This is a genomic window from Janibacter sp. CFPM2_SD2, from assembly GCF_057364645.1.
Genome location: NZ_JBNFOF010000103.1, coordinates 1 through 10,702, shown reverse-complemented (window position 1 = coordinate 10,702; position 10,702 = coordinate 1). Strand labels below are relative to the sequence as shown.

At 70.3% G+C, this 10,702-nt stretch carries 9 protein-coding genes and 3 pseudogenes; 2 read left to right on the top strand and 10 right to left on the bottom strand.

The features are described from left to right. Positions 1-159: 159 nt before the first annotated feature. Positions 160-1,095 (top strand): EamA family transporter RarD, encoded by a 936-nt coding sequence (gene rarD / locus AC2W7J_RS10770; protein ID WP_255185283.1) that lies wholly within the window; start codon positions 160-162, stop codon positions 1,093-1,095. A 60-nt stretch (positions 1,096-1,155) separates the two neighbouring features. Here rarD and AC2W7J_RS10765 read toward each other — a convergent pair. The 3 genes and pseudogenes from AC2W7J_RS10765 to AC2W7J_RS10755 form a co-directional block, all read right to left on the bottom strand. Then, positions 1,156-2,162, bottom strand: a pseudogene (locus AC2W7J_RS10765) (polyprenyl synthetase family protein). 2 nt (positions 2,163-2,164) lie between these two features. Next, positions 2,165-2,806 (bottom strand): proton-conducting transporter transmembrane domain-containing protein, encoded by a 642-nt coding sequence (locus tag AC2W7J_RS10760; RefSeq protein WP_485982354.1) that lies wholly within the window; start codon positions 2,804-2,806, stop codon positions 2,165-2,167. Positions 2,807-2,939: 133 nt separating this feature from the next. Next, a pseudogene (locus AC2W7J_RS10755) lies at positions 2,940-3,197 on the bottom strand (proton-conducting transporter transmembrane domain-containing protein); the annotation flags it as partial. Between the two features lie 76 nt (positions 3,198-3,273). Between AC2W7J_RS10755 and AC2W7J_RS10750 the strand changes: the two are divergent. After that, positions 3,274-3,681, top strand: a complete 408-nt coding sequence (locus AC2W7J_RS10750) for a hypothetical protein (protein ID WP_485982352.1) — start codon at positions 3,274-3,276, stop codon at positions 3,679-3,681. A 43-nt stretch (positions 3,682-3,724) separates the two neighbouring features. Here the strand turns inward: AC2W7J_RS10750 and AC2W7J_RS10745 are convergent, their stop codons facing one another. The 7 genes and pseudogenes from AC2W7J_RS10745 to AC2W7J_RS10715 all read right to left on the bottom strand — a co-directional run. Continuing rightward, positions 3,725-5,404 (bottom strand): NADH-quinone oxidoreductase subunit M, encoded by a 1,680-nt coding sequence (locus tag AC2W7J_RS10745; RefSeq protein ID WP_485982350.1) that lies wholly within the window; start codon positions 5,402-5,404, stop codon positions 3,725-3,727. Next, positions 5,404-7,284, bottom strand: coding sequence for an NADH-quinone oxidoreductase subunit L (gene nuoL / locus AC2W7J_RS10740; protein WP_485982348.1), 1,881 nt, complete (start codon positions 7,282-7,284; stop codon positions 5,404-5,406). The genes AC2W7J_RS10745 and nuoL overlap by 1 nt, the downstream gene beginning before the upstream one ends. Positions 7,285-7,293: 9 nt before the next feature. Then, entirely contained in the window at positions 7,294-7,593 is a 300-nt protein-coding gene (gene nuoK / locus AC2W7J_RS10735; RefSeq protein ID WP_084449949.1) for an NADH-quinone oxidoreductase subunit NuoK, read from the bottom strand. After that, positions 7,590-8,357, bottom strand: a complete 768-nt coding sequence (locus tag AC2W7J_RS10730; protein WP_255185278.1) for an NADH-quinone oxidoreductase subunit J — start codon at positions 8,355-8,357, stop codon at positions 7,590-7,592. Before AC2W7J_RS10730 ends, nuoK begins: the two co-directional genes overlap by 4 nt. Then, the gene (gene nuoI / locus AC2W7J_RS10725) at positions 8,354-8,953 is read right to left on the bottom strand and encodes an NADH-quinone oxidoreductase subunit NuoI (protein ID WP_255185277.1); all 600 of its coding nucleotides are present in this window, start codon (positions 8,951-8,953) and stop codon (positions 8,354-8,356) included. The genes AC2W7J_RS10730 and nuoI overlap by 4 nt, the downstream gene beginning before the upstream one ends. A 219-nt stretch (positions 8,954-9,172) precedes the next feature. Beyond that, positions 9,173-10,339: pseudogene (gene nuoH, locus AC2W7J_RS10720) on the bottom strand (NADH-quinone oxidoreductase subunit NuoH); the annotation flags it as partial. 5 nt (positions 10,340-10,344) lie between these two features. Beyond that, positions 10,345-10,702: molybdopterin dinucleotide binding domain-containing protein (locus AC2W7J_RS10715; protein WP_485982345.1), on the bottom strand; the 358-nt coding region annotated here is incomplete at its 5' end.

Here is a 10,702-nt window from a genome sequence, read left to right as displayed (position 1 = left end):
CCCCGCCCCCGCCGCCGGCACCCCGACGGGTCGTGCTCGTCACGAGCGACGACCGGATCCACCTCGACCACGGGCCCCGCGACGCCGCCCTCCTCGTCGTCGCCGAGGTGCCGTCCTGACCGGTCGGTGCGGCCCGCCGGCCCGGAGTAGCCTCGCCGGGTGACACCCTCTCGCGACGGCCGCGGCATCATCGCCGCCTGGCTCGCCTACGGCATCTGGGGCCTCTTCCCCCTGTACTTCCACGCCCTTCGCCCCTCCGGCTCGGTGGAGATCCTCGCCCACCGGATCATCTGGACCTTCGCCCTGTGCGTGATCGTCCTGCTGCTGCGGCACGAGCTCGTCGCGCTCGTGCGTCGCCTGCGCGGGCGGCTGGCCCTCGGCGTCGGCATCGCCGCCTACCTGATCGCCGGCAACTGGTTCGTCTACGTCTACGCCGTCGGCACCGGCCGCACGAGCGAGGCGGCGCTCGGCTACTTCCTCAACCCCATCGTCACCGTCGCCCTGGGCGTCCTCGTCCTCGGCGAACGGCTGCGGCGCCTGCAGTGGGTGGCCGTCGGCATCGGCGCCCTCGCGGCGCTCTACCTCACCGTCGCCGGCGGCGGGCTGCCGTGGATCTCCCTCGTGCTCGCCATGACCTTCGGCGGCTACGGCCTGACCAAGAAGCGCCTCGGCGCGAGCCTGCCCGCCCTGCACTCCCTGTCGGCGGAGACGATCTTCCTGCTGCCGCCGGCGCTCGGGCTCGTCTGGTGGCTCACGGCGACCGGCGAGTCGACCTTCACCATCGACGCCCCGTGGCACCCGCTGCTGCTCGTCTCGGCGGGCGTGGTCACGGCGATCCCGCTGCTGCTCTTCGCCGAGGCGGCCCGGCGCATCCCGCTCGTGACGATCGGACTCATCCAGTTCATCACCCCGGTGCTCCAGCTCGTCGTGAGCGTGACCCTCCTCGGCGAGCATCTCGAGCCGGCCCGGTGGATCGGCTTCGCCATCGTCTGGGTCGCCCTGGCCTGCCTGACGGTCGACTCGCTCGCCTCCGCGCGGCGTCGGCGGCGGCCCGCCGACGAGTGCGAGTCCCTGGAGCCGGTCGAGCCGGTATGACGTGACGAAGGGAGGACCGGTCCGGTCCTCCCTTCGATCCCGTGCCGGGCTCGCCCCTCGTCAGCCGACGCGGTGGATGACGCCGTCCATGAGCGCGAGGAGCGCGGTCTTGGCGTCGCTGTCCGGCAGCACGTCGAGGGAGGCGGTGGCCCGGCGGCCGACCTCGAGGGTCTCCTCGCGGGCCGCGGCCATGCCGGGGTGGACCCGCAGCAGCTCGAGCGTGCGCTCGAGGCGCTCGTCGTCGTCCTTGAGCTCGGAGCGCAGCAGCTCCTGCAGCTCGGCGTCAGCCGGGTCGCTCGAGGCCAGGGCATTGAGCACCGGCAGGGTGCGCTTGCCCTCGCGCAGGTCGGTGCCCGGCGTCTTGCCGGTCTCGCCCGACTCGCTGGCGATGTCGATGATGTCGTCGACGAGCTGGAAGGCCATGCCCAGCTGCTCGCCGTACTCCGTGACCAGCTCGACGACCTGCGGCGGGCAGCCGCCGTACATCGCGCCGTAGCGCGCCGCGGTCGCGACGAGCACGCCGGTCTTGTCGGCGAGGACCCCGCGGTAGTACTCGCGCGGGTCGGTGCCCTCGGGGCAGGGCCGGTCGTCGCGGATCTGGCCCGAGCAGAGCCGGATGAAGGTCTGCGCCTGGATCTTGACCGCGTCGGCGCCGAGGTCGGCGATGATGTCGGACGCCGTGCCGAAGAGCAGGTCACCGACGAGGATCGCCGTCGAGTTGTCGTACTTCGCGTTGGCGCTCGGGGCGCCTCGCCGCAGGTCGGCCTCGTCCATGACGTCGTCGTGGTAGAGGCTCGCCAGGTGCGTCAGCTCGACGCCGGCGGCCGCGGCGACGACCTCGTCGGTGATGCCCTCGCGAGCTCGGCGACGAGCATCGTCAGCACCGGACGAAACCGCTTGCCGCCGGCACGGGCGAGGTGGAGGTTGGCCTCGGTGATGAAGTCGTCCTCGTTGCGCGTGCGCTCGACGATGAGGGCCTCGACCCGCTCGAGCCCCTCGGCCAGCCTCGAGCTCAACGCGTCACTGGCCTCCGGCAGAGCGAGGACAGGGGGCGTTGCGCTGGTCATGGTCACCTCGGGATGAAGACGCTGGACTGCTGGGCCAGCTCCAGGAGCGGACCGGGGAAGACACCGAGAGCGATCGTCGCGAGGACGCCGATGCCGATGACGACGAGGGACAGCGTAGCCGGGGCCGCGACGGTGACCTCACCGCCCGGCTCGGTGAAGAACATCAGCACGATGAGGCGGATGTAGACGAAGGCGGTGACGGCCGACATGAGCACGCCGATGACGACGAGCAGGACACCGGAGAGCCCACCGTGCTCGACCGCCGGGATGAAGGCGGCGACCTTGGCCGTGAAGCCGGAGGTCAGCGGGATGCCGGCGAAGGCGAGCATGAAGAGCGCGAAGGTCCCGGCGATGTAGGGGTGCGCCCGGCCGAGCCCAGCCCACTGCGACAGGTGGGTCGCCTCGGCCCCGCGCTCGCGCACGAGGTTGACGACCGCAAAGGCGGCGATCGTCGTGATGCCGTAGGCGACGACGTAGAAGAGCACACCCTCGACCGCCGTGCGGTCGAAGCTGATCAGTCCGACGAGGATGAAGCCGGCGTGGGCGATCGAGCTGTAGGCGAGCAGCCGCTTGATGTCGGTCTGGGTCACCGAGAGCACCGCGCCGATGACCATCGTCAGGGCGGCGATGACGACGACGCCCATCCGCCACTCCCAGCGGGTGGTCTCGAGACGACGTAGAGCAGACGCAGCAGGGCACCGAAGGCCGCGGCTTGGTGCACGCGGCCATGAAGCCGGTGACCGGGGTCGGGGCGCCCTGGTACACGTCCGGGGTCCACGAGTGGAAGGGGACGGCGCCGACCTTGAAGAGCAGGCCGACGAGCACCATGACGACGCCCGGCAGGAGCAGCCCCTCGAGGTCGCCGGTCGAGGTCGACGCGGCCGCGGCGATGCGGGCCAGGTCGATGGAGCCGGCGTAGCCGTAGAGCAGGGCCGCACCGAAGAGGAAGAAGCCCGACGAGAAGGCGCCGAGGAGGAAGTACTTCAGGGCCGCCTCCTGCGAGAGCAGGCGACGGCGGCGGGCCAGGCCCGACATGAGGTAGAGCGGCAGCGACAGCAGCTCGAGCGCGACGAACATCGTCAGCAGGTCGTTGGCAGCAGGGAAGAGCAGCATGCCCGCGAGGGCGAAGAGCGCGAGCGGGAAGACCTCGGTCGTCGACCAGCCCTTGCGCGCGGCCTGGGACTCGAGCGTCGAGCCCGGGCTCGCGGCACCCATGGGGGTGAAGGCATCGGCGGTGTCGCCGCCGAGCCGGTCGGCCATGACGAGCAGGCCGAGCAGCCCGAGGACGAGCAGCGCACCCTGCATGAATCGGGTCGGGTCGTCGATGGCGACGGTGCCGCCGACGGTCACCCCGGCGGAGTCACCGGTGAGGACGAGCGCGACGAAGGCGATGACGATCGTGGCGACCGAGACGACGACCTGCGCGAGGTGGCGGGTGCTGCGCGGCGCGAAGGCCTCGACGAGGACCCCGACGAAGGCCCCGACGAGCAGGACGATCATCGGCGAGAGCGCCTGGTAGCTGATGTCGGCGGCCTCGAAGGCCGCGGGCACGGTCAGGGTCATCAGTGGTCACTCCCGGAGGTCGAGCCGGCGTCGGCGGGGGCGGACGGGGCCGGGTCGCTGACGCCGACGATCTGGAGGGTCCGCTCGACCGCCGGGTCGAGGGTGTCCAGCACCGGCTTGGGGAAGAAGCCGAGCACGACGAGGGCCACGACGACGGGGGCCACGACGGCCTTCTCCCGCCAGCCGAGGTCGCGCAGCGGCGCGGACAGCCGGGCCGGGGTGACGCCCTCGTCGAGGTCGGCCCGCACGGTAGGGCAGCGCGCGCGCGGCGTGGCCTCCTGCGTCCGGGCGGCGACGGCGAGGTCGTCTGCTCCGGCCTCGGCCTCGGCGTCACCGACGACGACCGGCGGCGGGCCGGTGAAGATCCGCTTGTACATGAGCAGCACGTAGATCGCGGCGAGGACGACGCCCCACACCGCGAAGGCCGTCGCAACCGGCTGGCGCGACCAGGACCCGGCGATGACGAGGAACTCGGAGACGAAGGTCGACAGACCCGGCAGCGACAGGGTGGCGAGCCCGGCGATGAGGAAGGAGCCGGCCAGCCACGGGGTGGCGCGCTGCCAGCCGCCGTAGTCGTCGATGCGCTGGCTGCCGCGGCGGGCGATGAGCATGCCGGCCACGAGGAAGAGGCCGGCCGTCGCGAAGCCGTGGTTGACCATGTAGAAGTTCGCGCCCGACTGCGAGACGGACGTGAAGGCGAAGATGCCCAGGACGATGAAGCCGAAGTGGCTCACCGAGGTGAAGGCGATCAGGCGCATCATGTCGCGCTCACCGATCGCCAGGATCGCCCCGTAGAGGATCGAGATGACCGCGAGGGTGACGACGACCGGCGTCGCCCACTGGCTCGCCTCGGGGAAGAGCTGGAGGCAGAAGCGGATCATCCCGTAGGTGCCGACCTTGTCGAGGACGCCGACGAGCAGCGTCGCGACGGCGGGCCGCGAGGCCGCGGCGGCGTCGGGCAGCCAGGTGTGGACCGGCCACATCGGCGCCTTGACCGCGAAGGCGATGAAGAAGGCGACGAAGATCCAGCGCTCGGCCGAGCCGCCGATCTCGAGGCCGGTGAGACGCTCGACGAGGAAGCCCTCGGACCCGCCCGGGCCCTGGAGGTAGAGGGCGATGACGCCGACGAGCATGATCAGCCCGCCCGCGAGGGAAAACAGGAGGAACTTCATCGCCGCGGCCTGGCGGTGGGCGCCGCCGTACATCCCGATGAGGAAGTAGACCGGGATGAGCATGGCCTCGAAGAAGACGTAGAAGAGGAAGACGTCGATCGCGGAGAAGACACCGACCATGAAGGGCAGGAGCGAGAGCAGCAGGGCGAAGTAGCCCTTGTGCCAGGCGCCCCCCTCGGGCACGTCGTCCCACGCGGCGAGGATGCACACCGGCACGAGCACGAGCGCCATGAGGATCAGGGCGAGCGAGATGCCGTCGACGCCGAGGGCGTAGCTGACGCCGAACTGCGGGATCCAGTCGTGGCGCTCGACCATCTGGAACTGCTCGCTGCTGCCGCGGCTGAAGCTCGTCGCGGTCGCGACGATGCCGAGCACGAGGGTGAGCAGGGAGACCCCGAGGGCGATGGGTCGGGCGAGCTGCGCACTGCGCGAAGGGAGGACCGCCACCACGAGCGCGCCGACGAGCGGCACGACCATGAGCAGGGTCAGCCAGGGCAGGTTGTCCATCAGTTGATCACCCACAGTGCACCGAGAAAGACGACGACACCGGTGAGCATCGTCAGGGCGTAGGAGCGCGCGTAGCCGTTCTGGGCCGTGCGCAGCCAGGAGGAGGTCATCTCGATCGCGCGGGACAGGCTCAGCACGGAGCCGTCGACGAGCTCACGGTCGGAGGAGGTCAGACCCCGGGTGAGCCCGATGCCGGGCCACTGCAGCAGGGTCGAGTTGAGCTCGTCCTGGTAGAGGTCGGCGCGAGCCGCCCGGGTGAGCGCGCTGCCGGCCGGCGCGACGACGGGGACCTCGTCGCGGCCGTAGACCAGCCAGGCCCAGACGGCGCCGACTGCCACGACGAGCAGCGTGCCCGCCATGAGGACCGGCACCGGCAGCACCGGCTCGTGGTGCTCGACGTGGCCGAGGACCGGCTCGAGCCAGGTCGTGATCGGGGCGACGGTCGCGAGGACGAGACCCAGCAGGGCCGAGCCGACGGCGAGGACCATCATCGGGATCGTCATCGTCAGGGGCGACTCGTGCGGGTCGACGTCGTCGGTCCAGCGCCGCTTGCCGTGGAAGGTCATGAAGAACAGGCGCGACATGTAGAAGGCCGTGATGCCGGCGCCGAGGAGCGCGACGAGTCCGAAGACCCACGGCCGCCAGCCCTCGCCGACGAAGGCGGCCTCGATGATCTTGTCCTTGCTCCAGAAGCCGGCGAAGGGGGGAACCCCGAGGATCGCGAGCCAGCCCAGGCCGAAGGTCACCCAGGTGATCTTCATGACCGTCGACAGGCCGCCGAAGCGGCGCATGTCGACCTGGTCGCCCATGCCGTGCATGACGGACCCGGCACCGAGGAACATGCCGGCCTTGAAGAAGCCGTGCGTCACGAGGTGGAAGATCGCGAAGGCGTAGCCGACCGGGCCGAGACCCGCGGCGAGCATCATGTAGCCGATCTGGCTCATCGTCGAGGCGGCGAGCGCCTTCTTCATGTCGTCCTTGGCGCAGCCGACGATCGCTCCGTAGACGAGGGTGATCGCGCCGACGACGACGACCGCGAGCTGTGCATTCGGCGCCGCGTCGAAGATGTGGTGGCTGCGCACGACGAGGTAGACACCGGCGGTGACCATCGTCGCGGCGTGGATGAGCGCTGAGACCGGGGTCGGGCCCGCCATCGCGTCACCCAGCCAGGACTGCAGGGGGAACTGCGCCGACTTGCCGCAGGCGCCGAGCAGGAGCAGCAGGCCGATCGCGGTGAGCACGCCCTCCCCCGCGCCCCCGACCGCGGCGTCGACCGCGGCGAAGTCGACGGTGCCGAAGGTCGCGAGCATGAGTGTCATCGCGAGGATCAGGCCGACGTCGCCGATGCGGTTGGCGATGAAGGCCTTGTTGGCTGCCGTGGCGTAGGCGGGGTTGTGGTTCCAGAAGCCGATGAGCAGCCACGAGGCCAGGCCCACGCCCTCCCAGCCGACGAAGAGCAGCAGGTAGGAGTCGGCGAGGACGAGCAGGAGCATCGACGCCACGAAGAGGTTGAGGTAGGCGAAGAAGCGCCGCTTGTCGGGGTCGTGCTCCATGTAGCCGAGCGAGTACACGTGGATGAGCGACCCGACGAAGGTGATGAGCAGGACGAAGGCGACCGAGAGCGGGTCGACGAGCAGCCCGGCGGTGACGTCGATGCTGCCGGCGGGGACCCAGTCCCACAGCTGCACGGTGCCGGAGCGCTCCTCCGCGGAGGTGCCGAGCATCGAGACGAAGATGGCGGCGCCGACGAGGAAGGAGCCCCAGGACAGGGCGGTCGCGAGCAGCGGCCCGAAGGAGTCCGTGAGGCGGCCGCCGAGGAGCAGCAGCGCCGCCCCGAGGAGGGGCAGGGCCACGAGGAGCCAGGCGATGTCGGTGAGCAAGGTGGCTCCTTACAGCTTCAGCAGGTTGGCGTCGTCGACCGAGGCCGAGCGGCGGGCACGGAAGACGGCCATGATGATGGCCAGTCCGACGACGACCTCGGCGGCGGCCACGACCATGACGAACATGGCGATGACCTGCCCCTCGACCGACCCGTGCATACGGGCGAAGGTGACGAAGGCGAGCGAGGCGGCGTTGAGCATGAGCTCGACACCCATGAAGACGATGATCGCGTTGCGTCGCAGCAGGACGGTCGCGCCACCGATCACGAAGAGGATCGTCGCGAGGTAGATGTAGTTCATCGGGCTCACTGCTGCTCACCTCCCTCGGTGGTGGTCTCGGTGTCCTCGAGCTGGCGGTAGCGCGTCGGGGTCGTCACCTGGTCACGGGCGACGAGCACGCGGTTGAGCGAGAGCTCGGAGATGCTGCCGTCGGGCAGCAGGGCCGGGGTGTCGACGGCGTTGTGCCGCGCGTAGACGCCCGGGACCGGAAGACCGGAGAGGTGCTTGCCCTCGCGGAAGCGGCGCTCCATCCACTCACGCTGGGTCGGCTTGGCGATGATCCGCTCGCGGTGCGCGAAGACCATGGCGCCGAGCGCGGAGACGGTGAGCAGACCGGCGGTGACCTCGAAGAGCCACACGTAGCGACCGAAGACGAGGTAGGCGATGGCCTCGACGTTGCCGGGGTCGGCGTTGACCTCAGCGAGCGTCGGGTTGCCCTCGTAGACGACCCGGCCGATGGCGGAGAAGAGCAGCAGCAGGCCGGCGACCGAGACGAGCACGGTGAGCAGACGCTGGCCCTTGATCGTCTCGACGAGCGAGGACGAGTGGTCGACGCCGACGAGCATGACGACGAAGAGGAAGAGCATCATCACCGCGCCCGTGTACACGAAGATGTGCACGACGCCGAGGAAGGGAGCCTCCTGCAGGAGGTAGAAGACGCCCAGGACGATCATCGTCGTCACCATGCCGATGGCCGCGTGCACCGCCTTGCGGGCGAAGAGCAGGGCGAGCGCGCCGGGGACGGCGACGAGGCTGAGGACCCAGAAGACGACGGCCTCACCGGTGCCGGTCATCGGCCCTCCTCCGAGCTCGCGTGCTGCTCGACCCACTCGCGCTGCTCGGGCGTGGCCGTGGCGACCTTGCCCTGGTAGTAGTCGCGCTCCTCCATGCCCTCGACCATCGGGTGGGGCGCGGGGAGCATCCCCTCCTGGAGCGGCGCGAGGAGCTGCTCCTTGGTGAAGATCAGGTCGGCGCGGTTGTTGTCGGCGAGCTCGTACTCGTTGGTCATCGTCAGCGCCCGGGTCGGGCAGGCCTCGATGCACAGCCCGCAGAAGATACAGCGCAGGTAGTTGATCTGGTAGATGTGCCCGTAGCGCTCGCCGGGGCTGAAGCGCAGCCCCCGCTCGTCGTCGTTGCCGCGGCCCTCGACGAGGATCGCGTCGGCCGGGCAGGCCCAGGCGCACAGCTCGCAGCCGACGCACTTCTCGAGACCGTCGGGGTGACGGTTGAGCTGGTGGCGGCCGTGGAAGCGCGGCTGGGTGGGCCACTTGACCTCGGGGTACTCCTGGGTCGCGACCTTGCGGAACATCGTCGCGAAGGTCACGCCGAAGCCGGCCACGGGGGCGAAGAGATCGGCGAAGAACCCTCCCTTGGCGGTGTCGTCAGCCACGGTGCTCCTCCTCGGAGGTGGACGGGGTGCTGGTCTCGGTCGAAGGGGCTGCCGGCCGGGTGTCGATGGCCGTCCCGCCTCGGGGCGCCTCGACGAGGCGCTGGCCGGGCAGCGGCGGCACGGGGTAGCCCTCGGCCCAGGGGTCGATCTCCTCGGGCACCTCCGCGGCGGCTCCTCCTCGCGGGCGCGCTGGTCGACCTTCGTCTCCCAGATCCACGTGGAGCCGAGGACGAGGACACCCAGGACACCGACGATGATCAGCGACGAGATCGGGAACTCGCGGCCGAGCAGGCCGACCGTCCCGTCGCCGAAGAAGCCGGCGTCGGCGCCGCGGATGAAGGCCACGGCGATGACCCACGCGACGGTGACGGGGATGAGGAACTTCCAGCCGAAGCGCATGAACTGGTCGTAGCGGGTGCGGGGCAGGGTGCCGCGCAGCCAGACGAAGAAGAACATGAAGAGCCAGAGCTTGACGGTGAACCACAGCAGGCCCCACCAGCCGGTGTTGAGCATGCCGTCGCCGATCGCGGCGATGCCGGGAGGCGCCTGCCAGCCACCGAGGAAGAGCGTCGTCGCCAGGGCCGAGACGGTGAACATGTTGATGTACTCGCCCAGGAAGAACATCGCGAAGCGCATGCCGGAGTACTCGGTGAAGTACCCGCCGACGATCTCGCCCTCACCCTCGGCGAGGTCGAAGGGCAGACGGTTGGTCTCGCCGACCATCGTGATGACGTAGATGACGAAGGAGACGCACGCCGGGACGATGTACCAGAGGTCGCTCTGGGCGGCGACGATCTCGCTCGTGCTCATCGAGCCCGCGTACATGAAGACGGCGACGAGGGCCAGGCCCATGGCGATCTCGTAGGAGATCAGCTGGGCGGTCGCCCGCAGGCCACCGAGCAGGGGGTAGGTCGAGCCGGCGGACCAGCCGCCGAGGACGATGCCGTAGGCGGCGACGCCGGCGACGGCGAGGACGAGCAGCGCGGCGACCGGCAGGTCGGTCAGCTGCAGCGGGGTGTGGTGACCGAACATCCAGACCATCCCGCCGAGCGGCATGATCGAGAAGCCGACGAAGGCCATCGACGCGAAGATCACCGGCGCGATGGTGAAGATCAGGGCGTCGGCGGCCTTGGGCCGCACGTCCTCCTTGAACATCGACTTCATGCCGTCGGCGAGGGTCTGCAGCAGGCCGAAGGGGCCGTTGCGGTTGGGGCCGGGGCGCTGCTGCATGCGACCGATGACGCGGCGCTCGAACCAGATGACGAGCAGCACCGACACGAGCAGGTAGACGAAGAGCAGCAGCGCCTTGACGAGCGAGAGCCACAGCGGGGTGTCGCTGAAGTCCGCCGGGACCGGCTTGTCGGCTGCGGCGGCGAGGAGGGTCATGCCCGTCATGCCGCACCCCCCTTCGTCACGGAGACGATCGCTCCGGCTCGGCCGGAGAGGCTGCGCAGGTCGCAGCTCTCCGAGTGGGTCGGCAACCACACGACGTGGTCGACCATGTCGCGGATGACGACGGGGACGGTGACCCGCAGGTCCTCGGCACTCACCGTGACGAGGTCACCCTCGACGAGGCCGAAGGACTGCGCCGTCGCCGGCGACACGAGCGCTCGCGGCGCCTGGGCAGTGCCGGCGAGGAAGGCCTCGCCGTCCTGCAGGCTGCCCTTGTCGAGCAGCAGGCGCCAGGTGGCGAGGACGAGCTCGCCCTCACCGGGCTGCGCCGGGTCCGCCTGCGGCACCTGCGGGGCC